Source organism: Collinsella sp. CLA-ER-H9 (assembly GCF_040092295.1).
Classification (GTDB): Bacteria; Actinomycetota; Coriobacteriia; order Coriobacteriales; family Coriobacteriaceae; genus Collinsella.
Genome location: NZ_JBBNLV010000024.1, coordinates 1 through 14,782, shown reverse-complemented (window position 1 = coordinate 14,782; position 14,782 = coordinate 1). Strand labels below are relative to the sequence as shown.

15 protein-coding genes, 3 tRNA genes and 1 pseudogene are annotated in these 14,782 nt (G+C 53.5%); 2 read left to right on the top strand and 17 right to left on the bottom strand.

What is annotated here, in order from left to right; all coding sequences use genetic code 11:
• Nucleotides 1-127: 127 nt before the first annotated feature.
• Nucleotides 128-223 (bottom strand): annotated as a pseudogene (locus AAAX73_RS09510) (AAA family ATPase); the annotation flags it as partial.
• A 40-nt stretch (nt 224-263) separates the two neighbouring features.
• On the bottom strand, nt 264-707 hold the full coding sequence (locus AAAX73_RS09505) for a hypothetical protein (RefSeq protein ID WP_228117300.1): 444 nt from the start codon (nt 705-707) through the stop codon (nt 264-266).
• 186 nt (nt 708-893) lie between these two features.
• Between AAAX73_RS09505 and AAAX73_RS09500 the strand changes: the two genes are divergently transcribed.
• A tRNA-Ile gene (locus AAAX73_RS09500) sits at nt 894-969 on the top strand.
• Nucleotides 970-1,178: 209 nt separating this feature from the next.
• Here AAAX73_RS09500 and AAAX73_RS09495 read toward each other — a convergent pair.
• The 12 genes from AAAX73_RS09495 to AAAX73_RS09440 all read right to left on the bottom strand — a co-directional run bounded on the left by AAAX73_RS09495 (nt 1,179) and on the right by AAAX73_RS09440 (nt 10,265).
• Nucleotides 1,179-1,251 (bottom strand) — tRNA-Ala (locus AAAX73_RS09495).
• A gap of 465 nt (nt 1,252-1,716) precedes the next feature.
• Nucleotides 1,717-2,871: a hypothetical protein gene (locus AAAX73_RS09490; RefSeq protein ID WP_349125754.1), complete on the bottom strand. Its 1,155-nt coding sequence runs from the start codon at nt 2,869-2,871 to the stop codon at nt 1,717-1,719.
• A 370-nt stretch (nt 2,872-3,241) separates the two neighbouring features.
• A tRNA-Val gene (locus tag AAAX73_RS09485) sits at nt 3,242-3,316 on the bottom strand.
• 138 nt (nt 3,317-3,454) lie between these two features.
• On the bottom strand, nt 3,455-4,243 hold the full coding sequence (locus AAAX73_RS09480) for a DUF3825 domain-containing protein (protein WP_349125753.1): 789 nt from the start codon (nt 4,241-4,243) through the stop codon (nt 3,455-3,457).
• Between the two features lie 100 nt (nt 4,244-4,343).
• Nucleotides 4,344-4,619: a hypothetical protein gene (locus AAAX73_RS09475; protein WP_349125752.1), complete on the bottom strand. Its 276-nt coding sequence runs from the start codon at nt 4,617-4,619 to the stop codon at nt 4,344-4,346.
• Entirely contained in the window at nt 4,600-4,839 is a 240-nt protein-coding gene (locus AAAX73_RS09470; RefSeq protein ID WP_349125751.1) for a hypothetical protein, read from the bottom strand. Before AAAX73_RS09470 ends, AAAX73_RS09475 begins: the two co-directional genes overlap by 20 nt.
• Nucleotides 4,840-4,969: 130 nt before the next feature.
• Nucleotides 4,970-5,767 (bottom strand): hypothetical protein, encoded by a 798-nt coding sequence (locus AAAX73_RS09465; RefSeq protein ID WP_118256045.1) that lies wholly within the window; start codon nt 5,765-5,767, stop codon nt 4,970-4,972.
• 147 nt (nt 5,768-5,914) lie between these two features.
• The gene (locus AAAX73_RS09460; protein ID WP_118256046.1) at nt 5,915-7,003 is read right to left on the bottom strand and encodes a hypothetical protein; all 1,089 of its coding nucleotides are present in this window, start codon (nt 7,001-7,003) and stop codon (nt 5,915-5,917) included.
• Nucleotides 7,004-7,248: 245 nt separating this feature from the next.
• The gene (locus AAAX73_RS09455; RefSeq protein ID WP_349125750.1) at nt 7,249-7,827 is read right to left on the bottom strand and encodes a hypothetical protein; all 579 of its coding nucleotides are present in this window, start codon (nt 7,825-7,827) and stop codon (nt 7,249-7,251) included.
• On the bottom strand, nt 7,817-8,623 hold the full coding sequence (locus AAAX73_RS09450; RefSeq protein WP_349125749.1) for an endonuclease/exonuclease/phosphatase family protein: 807 nt from the start codon (nt 8,621-8,623) through the stop codon (nt 7,817-7,819). Before AAAX73_RS09450 ends, AAAX73_RS09455 begins: the two co-directional genes overlap by 11 nt.
• Nucleotides 8,624-8,704: 81 nt before the next feature.
• A complete protein-coding gene (locus AAAX73_RS09445; RefSeq protein WP_349125748.1) occupies nt 8,705-9,778 on the bottom strand; it encodes a hypothetical protein in 1,074 nt (357 codons plus the stop codon).
• A 103-nt stretch (nt 9,779-9,881) separates the two neighbouring features.
• On the bottom strand, nt 9,882-10,265 hold the full coding sequence (locus tag AAAX73_RS09440) for a hypothetical protein (RefSeq protein WP_349125755.1): 384 nt from the start codon (nt 10,263-10,265) through the stop codon (nt 9,882-9,884).
• A 117-nt stretch (nt 10,266-10,382) separates the two neighbouring features.
• Here AAAX73_RS09440 and AAAX73_RS09435 point away from each other — a divergent pair, with 117 nt between their 5' ends.
• Nucleotides 10,383-11,489, top strand: a complete 1,107-nt coding sequence (locus AAAX73_RS09435; protein ID WP_349125747.1) for an AbiH family protein — start codon at nt 10,383-10,385, stop codon at nt 11,487-11,489.
• Nucleotides 11,490-11,689: 200 nt separating this feature from the next.
• On the opposite strand, the gene AAAX73_RS09430 is transcribed toward AAAX73_RS09435, so the two are convergent.
• The 3 genes from AAAX73_RS09430 to AAAX73_RS09420 all read right to left on the bottom strand — a co-directional run.
• The gene (locus AAAX73_RS09430; RefSeq protein WP_349125746.1) at nt 11,690-12,949 is read right to left on the bottom strand and encodes a nucleotide sugar dehydrogenase; all 1,260 of its coding nucleotides are present in this window, start codon (nt 12,947-12,949) and stop codon (nt 11,690-11,692) included.
• A gap of 69 nt (nt 12,950-13,018) precedes the next feature.
• Nucleotides 13,019-14,059: an NAD-dependent epimerase/dehydratase family protein gene (locus tag AAAX73_RS09425; protein ID WP_349125745.1), complete on the bottom strand. Its 1,041-nt coding sequence runs from the start codon at nt 14,057-14,059 to the stop codon at nt 13,019-13,021.
• 13 nt (nt 14,060-14,072) lie between these two features.
• On the bottom strand, nt 14,073-14,782 hold a 710-nt coding region (locus AAAX73_RS09420), incomplete at its 5' end, for a sugar nucleotide-binding protein (RefSeq protein WP_349125744.1).

Sequence of the window (14,782 nt, the reverse complement as noted above, 5' to 3'; positions counted from 1 at the left end):
GGCCTTCATAGCCTCTCCACCTGCGGAAACGATGCGACGGCCAGGTGCCGGGAGCTATTCCCGCGTTGCGCTAGCTGCGGAAACGCGGGGCCCGTTCAGGCTGTTGCGTTGAGATTGAAAATCAACCCTTTTCCAAATCTGATTCTTTTGCAACAACAGATGCCGTTGTAGTTTTTCCTGTCCCCGGCGCACCTGTGATTACAATAATTCTACCTTGATTCATCTATATTTTACCTCCACAAATTCCCGATTTGTCGTTCTGTTTAGTCCCCAAAGAACCTACTAAACCAGCTACGCTTTTGAACCGGTTCTGTCTCACGCTCCGGCTGATCGGCTCCGGACTTGCCGGAAAGAAGCTGCTGATGCATTGTCCCAGCATGGAGAGCCTGGGCCGCTGCCGCAGTCTGCTGTGCCGTCACCAACGCCGAGCTGACCTCCGCCAACCTTGCGTTCAGTTCCTCGATCTGCTTGTCCTTTACAGCAAGTTGCTCGCTTTTCCGGTCTAATTCTCCCTGCAGCATAGCGATCAAAGTGGTTTCGCAAGTTTCGCAACTTGCTTTCGCCTGTTGCGAAACTTGCTTTCGTTCAACACCTAAATAATGCTGATATATGGCGGTTTTTTGACTTTCGCTGATTGCGAAACTTCCTTTCGCATCTTTCGCAACATGGTTTCGCCTACACCATGCACGAACTGCCTGTTCCGACACGCCACATTCTATTGCAATTTCCGTTATTACACCCGCCAAATATCATCACCACTCTTTTAGCTGTTGTTTAGCATCGGACTTGATCTTGCGTTGTGCGACTTGCTCGTGCATGGTAGTATTTCACGTCGTGAAGCGAAGAAATTAGGTCTGAGTTGCCTTTGTTAGAATTGCATTCACCGTTCATAAGGGCTCTTGGCGCAACGGTTAGCGCAGGGGACTCATAATCCCTGGGTTCTGGGTTCGAATCCCGGAGGGCCCACCAGAGATTTTTAAGGCCGGGCATTACGCCTGGCCTCTTTGTTATTGGCGCTGCGGACTAGCTTTGCCATCCACAGACGTAAAGTTATTAACATTCATATTTATGATTAACAATGGATATGTAGCCAAGATGCTGCCCAGCCAAAAGATGTGTAAATCGATAGATATGAAAAAAGGCCCCAACTTGCGTTGAAGCCTCATTCAATGCTCGGGTGGAGACGAGGGGGATCGAACCCCTGACCTCTTGACTGCCAGTCAAGCGCTCTCCCAGCTGAGCTACGCCCCCGTGCGAGAATGTACTATACGGGAACTCCCCCGCCGATGCAAGGACAATTTTGGAAAAGATTTTACGGTGCGTGGAACGGCGCGGGGCCGAAGGGACACACGATGCCCGAAATAGCCCGCGGGGCGCGCCCCAGGTGCCGCCGGCCAGAACAAAGCAATCCGCGGTGCTTCCGCGGGAGGGTTTCGTCTGAGCCCCTCTCCGCGCCTTCGGGTCAATTTACTGAACCGTGCGCAGCTCGCGCCAGCTGGTCGCTTCATAAACGGACCGGTTTACTACGACGATTCCCGGATTTCCGACCACACGCCTACATTCGCAAAACGGGCAGGCATTCTACCTGCGGTTTTACGAGCGACGAATTCGGTGTGCTCAGCTACCCCCAATCCAACGTAGTAAACCGGCGTGGTTTTAAAATGGCACTTAATTACTGCAGCATATAAAGTAGTAATAATGCTCACTTGAACATTATTACTTACCAATACCAAGCCAATTGCACAGAACGTTGGCTCGCAATCTGGTCTCAGCGCATCTCATCGCCTCGGTTTTTGGTTTGTAGTGCAACTCCAATCGCTCACACACACTGTGAATGATGGCATCAAGCTGATCGTGATCATTGAGCATGTCATGGGTTACAAGAAATACGTCGTATCCCATGCTTTGTAATGCTGTCATTCGTGCGGCATCGTGGTCCAGCACGGCGCCTGAACCATGGATAACCTCTCCCTGAAGTTCGATAATCACAGCTTTCATTATTATTGGGTTTACGATGACGATATCGCCGTAACAGATTTTCTGACCTGCGATTTTTCGAGCTGAATTCGACAGCGGTGTTAAGTCGTTGACGTATATGTTTTTAAACTCCGCTCCGCCAGTACGCCTCGGAAGACTTAGCAACATGATTCCAGCAACTTCTAGCGGGGATGCCGCAATACCCATTACCTGCCGTGCGGCTTCGTAGAATTGTTTTCCCCACATCTCGCCCTTAACCTTCGCTGCAAATTTGTGCAGTTCTTCTATTTCAATAAGAGGCTTTCTCATCCAGAGCGATGTGCCTTTTCCGTTTGCTTTATTTCCGGATCCGTCATTCTGCTGCCCACTTTGATCATTCTCGCTGTCCTTCTGGCTCGCCCGAGCATAGACTCGCTTCCATGGGGCCTCGTCTTGGGTTTCATCTAGTTCAAAAAGACTTTCTGTGGTGTACTGCTCTTCTTCTGATTTTGCTTGCTCAAGTGCCATGTCGACCGCGGGCGATGGTTTAAAAACCGAAAACCATCCGCAGAGCTCGTACATGGCCAGAACCAGGTCGCATGAAGAAACGCTTCGAGTCATGGTGAATAGCGTATGAAGAGGGTCTGTGACGCTAAAGCCCATGCCCGTGTCGATCGAGACCTTCTCTGTATAGGCGATGTTCCATCGGATGGTCCGTCTTGTCTTGGAATGCAGGTTGCTTCGTGTTGATGCTGCTGTGATGACTGGCGTCTTGAGAACTTCGGTTACAAAAGGGGCTTGGGATAGAGCTCGCCAGCCATCTTCGGAGCTAGGTAAGCGCGGGTAGAGGTCGCGCACCTGCGGTGGGCAGCGCCAATAGTGGAATGCAGTGTTTGCGCAGACGATTTCGTCCATTTGCGCCTCCCCTGGTTTCGGCCGCGGGCCGTGCGGATTGCGGGCATGGCCGATTATCTACTGGGGCATCATGCGGGTAAGTACGGGAAGCTGACCAAACACTGACCAAAAGCTTGACGCAATTCGTTGAAAAGCCGCCATAGGCATGAACGAGCTGGTACAAGCTGTGAGCCAGCGGTCTCTGTCTCCACAATTGCACATAGATTACGCAGGGAATTCAATGAATGAACGCAGACGAATTTTTCAAAACGCGCAATGACGACACCTAAGGTGAACTGCGTAACATATAACGCCTTAGGTAACTTCGCTTCGATTTTAGTGTCAAAAAGAAAAAGGCCAGAGGCTTAACACCTCTGACCTGAGCTTTAGATGGTGGGCGATACAAGATTCGAACTTGTGACCCCATCCGTGTGAAGGATATGCTCTACCCCTGAGCCAATCGCCCGTCGCCTTTCGGCAAAAGAGATACTAACATAGCCGTGCGCGGTTTACCAAGAACTTTTTGCCCTCGATTATAAATTCGTGCGCGTAAGTCAAGCCAAAGCAGCCAAGTCACCCAACAAACCAGCAGGTAAAAAGCCCTTTATCGCTTTATCCACGAGGTCTCGGGCCAGCAAATAAGTCGCGCGGTGTTGTAGGCCATGTCGAGCGTAAGGCAGGTGCGCGCGGCGTAGAAGCCGTCCTCGCGCTGGATGGTCAGCGCCAGTTCGGGCTTGTCGCCGGTTAGGCACAGCGGCAGCAGCAGTTGGATCCGACCGCCGTAGAACTGCGGCACGGCGAGCGTGTAATTGGCGGCGGCGCGGCGGGCGGCCTCGACGACGGCTCCCTCAAAGGCGCGGCGCAGCAGCAGCGAGTTGCCCTCCCCCATCAGGCTGGCGGGAATACGCGTGAGGTTCTCCTCGTCGCCCAGAATGTGGTCGATGTTGGAACGGATGGGCAGGCGGTAGTCAAAGACCAGCTCGGAGGGGTCCTCGGCAAAGCGCACGCGGCACGGCAGGTATTCAAACGAGACCAGCATGGGATCGCTTTCCTTAAAGAAACCCTTCAAAAACCAGCGCTGGCGCGCATCGGGCTTGGTGTTGGGCTCAAACAGACCGTAGATGGTCTCGTAGCGGCGCGTGTACAGGCCGGTGTTGAATAGGCAGCGGTCGTCGTCGAACACCAGCGGCAAGTTGGACGGGGCGGTCTGGTCCACGTCGCGCTCGGTCAGGAACACCGCGCGGCTAAACGAAAACGACAGGTAGTTTTTGAGGATACGGTTGCTAGGACCCCAGTCCTCGGGATCGGCGAGATCGACCAGGCGGTCGTAACAGGGCTCGGGGCAAAACGCGAACTCGTACACATTGCTGCACAGGGTGCTGGGGATTTCCATGTGGCGTCCAATCAATTCAATAACCGGCGTGCAGATGCTTTGATTCTATACGTGCGATGCAATTCCGGGGAGCACAACACAGTGGCATTAGGAGTCGTACTCAATACTGAGGCGAACGGTCGAACGGATAGGTCTCCCTGCATTCGACGGGGGTCAGTCCCGCATGGGCGATAATATCGCGCGCGAGCTCGTCGTCCGCCATGCCGCAGACGACGCGAGTCGTACCACGCTCAAACTGTTTCATCTCAAAAGCGTTCGACAGGATCGCCGTCAACTCGGCCGAAGTCAGCCCTTGGTCACAGAGGGCAAAATCGACCGCCTCGCCCAGCGTACTCATGGCATCCTCGAGATACATCTCACTGTAGGCGTGGATCATCGTCCGTCATCCCCTCTCGAATGATATCGACGATACGGATTCCCTCAAATGGATTTTCGGCAAGTAGCTCCCGATACTGCGCCCTTGCCGCTTCATCTCGTTCCTTGGCCAATGGACCATACAGAGCTTGCTGCGCACGTTCAAATCCCGCAAAACGAATGCTCTTAAACGCACGCTCGCTTTTGAGCACAATCTGCTCCCCCAGGTTACCGAGCCTCATAGATCGTCCAAGCTGATCGACGGTGATCGTATTGTTCACAAAGGCTCTAGCATAGGATGGCCAGCAAATAGACGAGGGCATACCAACATCAGTCGATACGCCCCACATCAGAAGATATGTTTTTCTAGTCTTAAGCACAGGCCGCTTGATGCAATGCCAAGTACACCGCTACACCAATACAAACGATACCTAATGCAAGAGGCAAGTACGCCTTCTTGTCTTTGTCCTTAACAAGGAAGGCTTCGATTGCGGACGCTAGGACCAGAAAACCGCCAATAATCAGCAGGTCGAGTGCAACAAAGTTGACGGTTGTTATATTGGAGGACAGACCTCCGGCGTTGACGTTTACGAGCGTAAAGATCGCAGCGAAAATGGCGAAGAGGGCCAGGACGTTGCCATAGATACGGGACTCGATATTGACGATTTCTTCCTTCTTGTTCTCGACCTTTTTAAGTTCCCCGGCATATACGTCGGAATAATCTGCAAGTCCGTTAAAGTTGAGCTCATCAGAGAAAGCGCCGTGGTAAGGATGGGCTACCATGCCATCAACGCGCTGGAATGCAACCTGCGCTATACCCTTAGACGTATCGAGCGTAATAGTGTTGCCGCTTACGTTTGTAACACGGTAAAACAGCCGTGTTCCATGTCCGGGGAAATATAGCGGCGCGTCCAAAGAAAGCCCCTGGCGAATGCGCGAATTGCGCAGAAGTACGCTAGCGGTCAAATTGTTTGGCAACGCTACACATTCAACGCAAGAGACGAATGTCGAATCCCCAGGACCGAGTTCGACCTCGGACTGCTTGTTCTCGTTAATGTAGAAGCCGTCGGTGCGCAAGTCATACGTAACCTGTCCGATGTTCGAAGCATCGGCATGGAGCAGAACCTCGCTGTCGATTAGCTCCTGAATCTTAGTATCGCTCAAGTACATATGAACCACTTCCTTAGGGCTCCGAGTATAGCACCAAGGTATGGCACGGTGGTTACCCCCAAAGGTGGTACAGAGAAGTAATAAGAAAGCGTTGCCCTTAAAGCTCCTACAGAGCTCTTGTATCGCAGCCAAGTGCGTCGCGCCGCATCAGCAGCGATATGCGGCGTTTAGAAGCACTGTCCCCAGCAGGAATAGCGTTAAGGAGGCTGCTATCCAGTAGCTGTCGCCGGTCTTGGGAAGTGTCGGTGATGTTGCCATAGTGGATTTGGGCCTGGTCGTCTTGGTGACGGTGGTCTTGGTGACCGTTGTCTTGGGCGACGCAGCCACGGGTTTCACCGTGGGATGCGTCGTCTGCTCCGCAGCGGCCCCTCTATTAGCAGGGTCAACATCGGCGCCCGCCACGCCATCCCCCGGCACCTCGCCGACGGGCGACTCAGTCTCCCCCGCCGGGCCGGTGGCGCCATCGGGCTCAATCTCCACGTGCGGCGCCACGGCCCCGCTAACATCCACCACGCTGGCAACACCAAAGGCTCCGCCTGCAGGCGTCACAAAGTGCGCGGCCACGAGCGACCCGCGATTGCAGGCAACGCCGGCATCCGTACCGGTTGCATCCAGCCAGGACGCATCCACGACGAGTGTCTCGCTCGCAGCCTCAGCACCAAACCCCTCGTCGAGCAAGCGTACGCCATAAAAGCGCAAGCCAGTATCGGAACCCGCGCCCGAAGCAGCAACGCGCCCGCCGCCACGTACTGTCAAGCTACCTGCGGCGATGCCAGCCACAGTCTGGCTAACAACGCCTGCCCCGTCGGCCCTGGCATCGACCGTGCAGTCGTCCACCACCAGCGCCTGGGCCACATGGATCCCGCATTGCGAACCCGTCGCCGTGAGCGAACCCGAGCCGCGAAGCGTAAGGTTTCCCCACACCTCCATGCCGCTCATGGAAATGTCCGCATCGGGCGCATGCGTCTCGATCACGGAGTTTTGCCCCACAAGCGTCACCACCAGGTCGCCGTCGGCGCCGATGGCCTCGCCCGCATAGCCGGTAAGCTCCAGATGGTCGACTTCGGTCCAAGCCCAACCGGGACCCGAAACACCTGGCTCGTAGTACGTGGCGCCCGCAATGAACAGGCTGTCCGCGCCCGCGGCACAAGAAGGCCCGCCCAGCAAAACGCATAGGCAGGCCATGACGGTAAGCAGAATGTAGTGACGGCTAGTGTGGAACGCGGTGGCAAACATAACCGCTCCGATCTTCGCAAGAGCCAATGGAAGCTGCGCCAGAAAACTACCTGGCAGCAGCAGTAATTAGTGTAGCGGGATCGGGCGAGTAGCGAACGAATTGCCTGTAAACGAACCCCATAATTAGGTGTAAATCGTTTTGCCAGTCGGTGAAAGGAGGTGCCTCCATAAGCTAATTGGTCGTCCGTAAAACCCAAGCCCATATCGAAGAGGTCAACGAGCCTCTAGGCAGAGACGAGTTAAGGCTATTCGTCACCCGCATTCACACGCATTGCCCTTTCGGATTCAATCATTTTGCGGACGACAAATTTCATCTTCTCATTCCTAGAAATAATTATTTCCAGGCAGTCTTTGAGTTGATCGTCATTTTGAACAACGATGAGATTATTTTTCTTCGAAACTTGAACTTCCTTGGCGTATAAATCCCAGGTTTGGCAGAAAATATCGCCGTCTAAGATTAAATCAATTGGATAGACGGCACCTAATCTCATTGTCAACACTCTAAATTTATACTCGCTCGTAAAAAGATCAAAAGCATAATCAGATGGCGAATAGGAGTCGTTTGCATCCGTACGGTCCAAGGCAGTTTCCTCAACTTTTACTAGTTTTGGACCTGTAAACTGCTGCTTTATTTCTTGAGACGTCCACATGTTGGTGGTTTTTTTGGTGGTAAAGGCAAGTTTGACAAAGCGAGCATCAATCAAATCACGAGATGCAGACCTCACATCTTCACACTGCCCCTGCATGATCGATTCAACGTTCTCGGCGGATTTTTCCAAGGGCTGATCAATAATGTCCGTCCAGAAATTTTTGTTACACACCATGACACTTCCCCATTTCCATAGTTACCAATAGTGGTAAGTGGTCACTGTACTTTGAGCACGGCCTTGAATTAACAACAAGTTTAGTATCACCAATTTGGCGAAGATAGCTGCAGTCTGTAATGCAGTCTGTCAACTGCCAATCTACAACGATTTGATCGAGCGAATGCCAATAATAGGTGCGGTCGCCGGAACCCAAATAAAATGATCCCAGATTAGAATTGGACTCTGATAGAAATTCAAGAGCGGGGTTATACATTACTGGATACGACGACCCATCGCTCTCTCTTTCTTTCAGTCTCTTTGCAACCTCTTTAAAAAAGGTCGAATTTAAGGAATCGAGTTTTACCATTTCAGGGTCAAATGGATTGCAATTGAAATCGCCTATCAGCATATTGAAGCTGCCAGGGCACGACCTCTTTGTAGTATTTAGCTCGCTAACGAGTTTTCTGATTTTCCTTTCGCGATGATCACCTTGAGGATCATTGCGCTTGTCTGGTAGATGAACAACTGAGGTGTTCACGGGAACGCCGTCAAGAATTAATGTACACGTCAGGTTTTTTACTACCTCAAAGGCATGCAGAGAGCAAATTGAAGACTTGACGAGCAACTTCGTTTTCGTCCTGCCATCAATTGTTTCCACTGTTCGATATCGGCCGCCAAGCAGTTCGGTCAATCGCTGAAAGTCAGTTTGATCAGCCTCCGCAAAAGCCGCTACATCAACGTCATACAGTTGAACGGCAATTTGAACAAGATCCGCAAGACTCTTGCGAGCTAAATTCCAAAAGAATAATCGCAAAACCTCACCTGGCTGTCCTCATGAGCTCAAACCTTATCTAGTTTAATATACTCTGCGTTTCCGTGTTCTTCATTGACTAATTCATTGCGGTTTAACTGACTTAGTCTGAGCGCCTATGCTGTCACAAAATAAATCAGCAAGTGAGTCACATAGTTCATCAAACTGTGCGGCGTTCATTAATGGATACAATCTATCAGACATATACCAATTGAATGGTCTTTCATTGGGATTCGCGCCTCTTGCGATATCAACTAATAACCCAATTGAATGGTTATCTGCTACTAATTCCAATAAATCAAACGTGTCGGTTGTCCGTGCTCGGCACAGAGCGCAAAAGGTATCTAGAAATGCTAGACCCTCAACGGCTATATAGTCAGAAACGGTCTGATAGAAGGACGCAAAAGACAGGAGAGGCGTATCACCTTGTTGATATCGCTCTTGGCAGAATGAATCTAACCAGTCGAGCATGGTTCTCCCGTCTTGATTAATTGAAGTGCGACGAAACATCGATATGTTGTTCCTATCACTAACAATTCCAGATTCAAGATTAATCGCAAGTCCAAATGTTTGTTCTTTTGGGGAATAGTTAACGGGGCTAATGTAGCCGTCGTTATGTTCGCTTGCATTGCGTATTGCCGAAAGAAGAACTACAAATGGCTCAGCTTCGAGAATCTCTTTTAGCTTAACCCAATCAGATGAATGGACCTCATAAGCCAAAGTGCTGCTCAGTCTGCTAATACTGGTGGTACATTCTTTTACCACCGCCGAAAAACGAAGGGCTTTGGATATATATCCATGAGCGTAGTAAACACAGTCGCGCATATAATCAGTGCAATTGGCGCTATATTGCACTTTAATGGCCTCATCGCGTGATAAATCGCATCTCATTAAGAGATCCGTGCATGCGGTCGCATAATCTGACCAGCATGCAGCAATGCGTTCAAAGGACCCCTGCATACGTCCCAATGAAATAAGACATTCAATTGTTGACGAGTCAAGAGAATCTCTGATTTTGGTGACGGGAAATCTGCAGCCGATATTCGGCATATAAGAAACTAGGCTGCAGTTCGAAAATGAAAACTTAGGGACTTCATTCCAACGCCAGAAAGGAGCAACGTACACTGGGTTTGTAATTATGTCACTCGAATGGTTCATGAAAGCGCTCCTTAATATCCATGTTTTAGCTAGCTCTATATGCTAAGTAAAACTTATCGTTCAGCTTCAGGAAAAGCGTGAGGGTTAGATCATTTATGCCAAACTAATATCTGTCGTTCTCGGATGATGAGGCCATCGTATTTGCCCGTACAACTTTACGCTTGGCCTTCACGAGCTCCATGATGCCCTGTATGGAGCTCGCGCGGAAGTTGTCGGAGTTGGACTTCATGGTCAGGCGGCACACGCCCACGACCGGATTCGGCTTGCCCTCGTAGGCGCGGTCCCACAACACCTGCAGCACCTTGTCGGCCACGAAGTCCTTGCGGGTGCGGTTTGCCTCCACGATGGCCTCGATCAGGTTCTGGGGCACGTCCTTGTAGTTGGCCAGCAGCTGCTTGGTGTCCTTGGGCAGGCAGCAGCCGCCGTAGCCGAAGCTGGGACTGTTGTAGTGGCTGCCGATGCGCAGCTCAAGGCACACGCCGTCGATGACTTCGCGGGTTTGGCAGTACGCTACTGCATTTCAAATAATGGCCTGATGAGGTTTTGTATTGGGTAAAACTGAAAGAACTTGGATGGCCTAAACGGCCAATTAGGAGGTTATTTAATGCACCAACTAATAATTCTTGGAAATGGATTCGACTTAGCCTGCGGACTAAAGTCCAAATTCTCAGATTTTTACAGCAACAGGACCAACGGAACAAACTCAATTGAATCGATTCCCGAGGACAAAAGAAACGCCTGGGATGTCGTTCTTTCTGAAATAAGAGAAAACGACCCATTGTGGTGCAATATCGAGAGTCTTATTTCTGCATACGTTTTCCAGGAAGGCGGGTCTGGTTCAATACTAGACAGCATGTACGGCCTTACAGGATTGGCCATTAACATTTCAGGACCAAATCCGCCCCTGCGGCCAAAAGATGTACTATACGAATTTGTGTCGACTCGGCTTGGAAAAGAATATGTTTCCCAAAAGGAATTAACTAACTTCCTTCTAACCTCGCTAAAAAATTTCGAGCACATCTTTGCGCGCTATCTCGAAGAACAAGTCGATAATAATAAAATTTACAGGGAAAAGGCTGTGGAGTATTATGCAGCCATTCGCAATGCCTGCATTGATAAGGCCCAGCAAAAGAACTATGAAACATCTATCTTAAACTTTAACTATACAACCCCATTAAAATCGGAAGATCAGCAGCTGGGAATTGTTGCTGCCCGGAATATTCATGGCTCACTGGACAGAACGGACACTATATTTGGCATTGACGGAAAAGATGTCGCTGAGGACCATCCGGCGCTGCCGTTTACAAAAACATATAGGCTTATGTCATTAGTGCCATACGAAAGCGAAACTGCAAAACTCTGCGACAGCGATACCGGTTTCATCAAGATATTCGGACACTCGCTTTCTCGGGCTGACTATTCCTACTTCCAATCGATTTTTGACACCGTCAATCTATACGGTGGAGTTACTAAGCTTGTATTTCTATACAAAAAATATCCAAACAAGTCAGATAAAACAGTTGATGAGAAGGCAATTCGCGAAGATCTGTACTCACGCATATCGCATCTTCTGTATGAGTATGGAAGCACACTCGACAATAAAGACCATGGAAAGAATCTCATGCATAAACTTCTTCTAGAGCAAAGGTTGCTCATTAAAGACGTTGACGAGAATATATCGGTCTTACCTTCCAATATATATTTGCTTTAACACCTAATCCAGATTCCGCTCCCTGAGGTGGTAATTGAAGAGTAGGACCGGAGAACGTACGTATATCAATAAAAGCGTAATCAAAGGCTAATGGGACTTGTTTAACCAAAAGAGGGTGTATCGGTTTGCGCCGATACACCCTCTTTTCAACAATTGGATTTATGCACAAGGACAGAGTCGCCGCAGCCGTCAGCTCTCTCCTAGTCCCGCTTAAACAGATCCCTCGTGTACACCTTGTCCGCCACGTCTGCGAGCTCGTCGCTCCAGCGGTTGGCGACGATCACGTCGCAGCCGGCCTTGAAGGCCTCCAGGTCGTGCGTGACCTCGGACCCGAAGAACTCCGGCGCGTCCAGCGTGGGCTCGTAGACCACCACGGGCACGCCTTTGGCCTTCACGCGCTTCATGACGCCCTGGATGGAGCTCGCGCGGAAGTTGTCGGAGTTCGACTTCATCGTCAGGCGGTAGACGCCCACGACCGGCCTCTCCTTGCCCTCGTACACGCGATCCCACACCATCTGCAGCACCTCGTCGGCGACGAAGTCCTTACGGGTGCGGTTGGCGTCCACGATGGCCTCGATCAGGTTCTGCGGCACGTCTCTGTAATTGGCCAGCAGCTGCTTGGTATCCTTGGGCAGGCAGTAGCCGCCGTAGCCGAAGCTGGGGTTGTTGTAGTGGCTGCCGATGCGCGGCTCCAGGCAGACGCCGTCGATGACATCACGGGTGTTGAGGCCGCGGACCTCGCAGTAGGTGTCGAGCTCGTTGAAGTAGGCCACGCGCAGCGCCAGATAGGTGTTGGCGAAGAGCTTCACGGCCTCGGCCTCGGTGGTGCCCAGCACGAGCTCCGGGATGCCCCTGGTGCCGTCGGCGTTCATGCGCTCCAGCTCGGCGGGGTCCGCCCCCTGGGCAAGCAGGCCGGCGAAGCGCTCGGCAGCCGCGACGGCGTTGGCATCGTTCTTCGGCGCGCCCACCACGATGCGGCTGGGGTGCAGGTTGTCGTATAGAGCCTTGCTCTCGCGCAGGAACTCCGGGCTGAAGAAGATCTTGGAATCGCCCAGCCTCTCGCGAAGGCCCGCGGTGTAGCCGACGGGGATCGTGGACTTGATGACAATCCAGGCGTCCGGGTTCACCGAGCGCACGGCGGCGATGGCGGCCTCGACGGAGCTCGTGTCGAAGAAGTTCCTATCGCTGTCGTAGTTGGTGGGCGTGGCGATGACGGCGTAGTCGGCACCCGTATAGGCCTCGGCCACGTCCACGGTGGCGTGCAGGTCGAGCTCGCGCTCCCCCGCCTTGGCCTCCGCCAGGAAGCGCTCGATCTCGTCGTCCTGGATGGGCGACAGGTAGTCGTTGATCTTCTCGACTTTCTCGGGCACGATGTCCAGCGCGTGGACCTCGTTGTGCTGCGAGAGCAGGACGGCGAGGGACAGGCCGACGTAGCCGGTACCGGCAACAGCGATCTTCATGTCATTCTCCAATTGTCAAAGAACAGTAATCAGCATGAAAAATGGCCCCTGCTACAGGGCCATGATTTGCTAAATGTTGTAGTAGCGCTTGTACCACTTGGCAAAGGCCCTCAGGCCGTCCTCGAGCGGCGTCGCGGGCTTGTAGCCGAGATCGCGCTGGAGCGCCGTGGTGTCGGCGTAGGTGACGGGAACGTCGCCGGGCTGCATGGGAACGAGCTGCTTGTGAGCCTCGAAGTCATAGTCAGCGGGCAGCACGCCTTCCTCCACCAGCACGCGCTGCAGCGTGTCGACAAAGTCGAGCAGGCTCTCGGGGTGCGAGTTGCCGATGTTGTAGACGCGGTGCGCGGCGAGGGGCAGCCCGTCCTCGCCCATCTGAACTTCGGGGGCGGCGTCCATGACACGCCTGACGCCCTCGACAATGTCGTCGACGTAGGTGAAGTCGCGGCGGCAGTCGCCCATGTTGAAAATCTTGATGGTGTCGCCGCGGCGCAGCTTCTCGGTGAAGCCGAAGTAAGCCATGTCGGGCCTGCCCATGGGGCCGTACACCGTGAAGAAGCGCAGCCCGGTCGCCGGGATGGAGTAGAGCTTTGAGTAGGCGGCCGCCATGAGCTCGTTGGACTTCTTGGTGGCGGCGTAGAACGAGACAGGCGAGTCGACGCGGTCCTCCTCGGAGAAAGGAACCTTCTTGTTGCCGCCGTAGACCGAACTGGAGCTGGCGTAGACCAAGTGCTTGACCGGGTGGTGGCGGCAGGCCTCGAGCACGTTGAAGAAGCCGACGAGGTTGCTCTCGAGGTAGGCGCGCGGGTTCTCGATGGAGTAGCGGACGCCCGCCTGGGCGGCGAGGTTCACCACGACGTCGAAGCCGTTCTGGGCGAACAGGCGCTCGATGAGGGCGGCGTCGCACAGGTCGCCGCGCACGAAGGTGAAGCGGCCGTCCGTGTCGACCTCGGCCAGCATGCGGAGGCGCGCGTCCTTGATGCCAGGGTCGTAGTAGCTGTTGAGGTTGTCGAGTCCGACGATGGCATCATCGGACTCCTCGAGCAGCTTCTTGACGAGGAACGCGCCGATAAAGCCGGCGGCTCCCGTCACGAGTACTTTTCGATTAGTCATAATTTCTCTTTCGTTAATCAAAATAATTATCCAGGTATAGCTTCAGCTCTTCCTCCCAGTCGGGCATGTGGAAGCCGACGGACTCGAGCCTGGACAGGTCGAGCGCGGAGTGGACCGGGCGCGGGGCGATGGGTCCCTCGGTGCCAGCGTAGTAGTCGGCGGTGCTGACGGGGACCACTTTGTCGCCGTTGCCGTTGGCGGCCTCGAAGACGGCGCGGGCGATGCCCGCCCAGGATCTGACGGCGCCGGAGCCCGTGCAGTCGTAGGTGCCGTAGGGGGCGTGCGTCCCCAGCACGTGGAAGATGGCCTCGGCCATGTCGCGCGTGAAGGTCAGGCGGCCCAGCTGGTCGTCCACGACCGTGACCTGCGTGAGCTTATCCTCCGGATCGGCGACGCGGTCGGACAGCCCCTTCATGGTCTTCACGAAGTTGTGGCCCTCGCCGATGACCCAGCTGGAGCGCATGATGTAGTGGCGCGGGCACCCTGCCACGGCGATGTCGCCGGCGGCCTTGGTCTGGCCGTAGACAGACAGCGGGGAGAAGGGCTCCTCCTCGGTGTGCACCTCCGCGGTGCCATCGAAGACGTAGTCGGAGGACACGTGGACCAGGGTGATGCCGTGCTCGACGCAGGCGCGGGCGAGAAGGGCCGGGCCGGTGGCGTTCGCCTTCCAGGCGGTCACGCGGCCCTCGGGGGTCTCGGCCCTGTCCACGGCCGTGTACGCGC

What these genes read in the sequence shown, in the direction of transcription:
- AAAX73_RS09490 (WP_349125754.1), bottom strand. Translation starts at nt 2,871, where the DNA reads ATGGACGAAATCGTCTGCGCAAACACTGCATTCCACTATTGGCGCTGC.
- AAAX73_RS09480 (WP_349125753.1), bottom strand. Translation starts at nt 4,243, where the DNA reads ATGGAAATCCCCAGCACCCTGTGCAGCAATGTGTACGAGTTCGCGTTT.
- AAAX73_RS09475 (WP_349125752.1), bottom strand. Translation starts at nt 4,619, where the DNA reads ATGATCCACGCCTACAGTGAGATGTATCTCGAGGATGCCATGAGTACG.
- AAAX73_RS09470 (WP_349125751.1), bottom strand. Translation starts at nt 4,839, where the DNA reads ATGAGGCTCGGTAACCTGGGGGAGCAGATTGTGCTCAAAAGCGAGCGT.
- AAAX73_RS09465 (WP_118256045.1), bottom strand. Translation starts at nt 5,767, where the DNA reads ATGTACTTGAGCGATACTAAGATTCAGGAGCTAATCGACAGCGAGGTT.
- AAAX73_RS09460 (WP_118256046.1), bottom strand. Translation starts at nt 7,003, where the DNA reads ATGTTTGCCACCGCGTTCCACACTAGCCGTCACTACATTCTGCTTACC.
- AAAX73_RS09455 (WP_349125750.1), bottom strand. Translation starts at nt 7,827, where the DNA reads ATGGTGTGTAACAAAAATTTCTGGACGGACATTATTGATCAGCCCTTG.
- AAAX73_RS09445 (WP_349125748.1), bottom strand. Translation starts at nt 9,778, where the DNA reads ATGAACCATTCGAGTGACATAATTACAAACCCAGTGTACGTTGCTCCT.
- AAAX73_RS09435 (WP_349125747.1), top strand. Translation starts at nt 10,383, where the DNA reads ATGCACCAACTAATAATTCTTGGAAATGGATTCGACTTAGCCTGCGGA.
- AAAX73_RS09430 (WP_349125746.1), bottom strand. Translation starts at nt 12,949, where the DNA reads ATGAAGATCGCTGTTGCCGGTACCGGCTACGTCGGCCTGTCCCTCGCC.
- AAAX73_RS09425 (WP_349125745.1), bottom strand. Translation starts at nt 14,059, where the DNA reads ATGACTAATCGAAAAGTACTCGTGACGGGAGCCGCCGGCTTTATCGGC.